Raw genomic sequence first — 241 nt, forward strand, 5'->3', positions numbered from 1 at the left:
GTTCGAAGGCGCATGGTACTACGTCGCATTCGAGAATGGCCACCTCGTGACCGAAGTCACGAAGATGAAGAAAGGCCCAAAGCGTTGGGATGGTAAGACTCCGGAACGTGGCACCCTGATCCGGGTCGTACCCAGTACCTCAATCTTCAGCGCTAAGTCGTTCCCGGCGTCCGTCGCTATCGAATGGGCTGAACTCGCAGCCTACCTCACTCCCGGATTCAAGGTCACCATCAGTAGTCCT

At 56.4% G+C, this 241-nt stretch carries 1 protein-coding gene; it reads left to right on the forward strand.

What is annotated here, in order from left to right:
* Positions 1-241: ATP-binding protein (locus AC1RPN_RS09185; protein ID WP_481763878.1), on the forward strand; the 241-nt coding region annotated here is incomplete at both ends.

The sequence above is a fragment of the Dellaglioa sp. CoH-57-MRSF-20 genome, assembly GCF_056781955.1.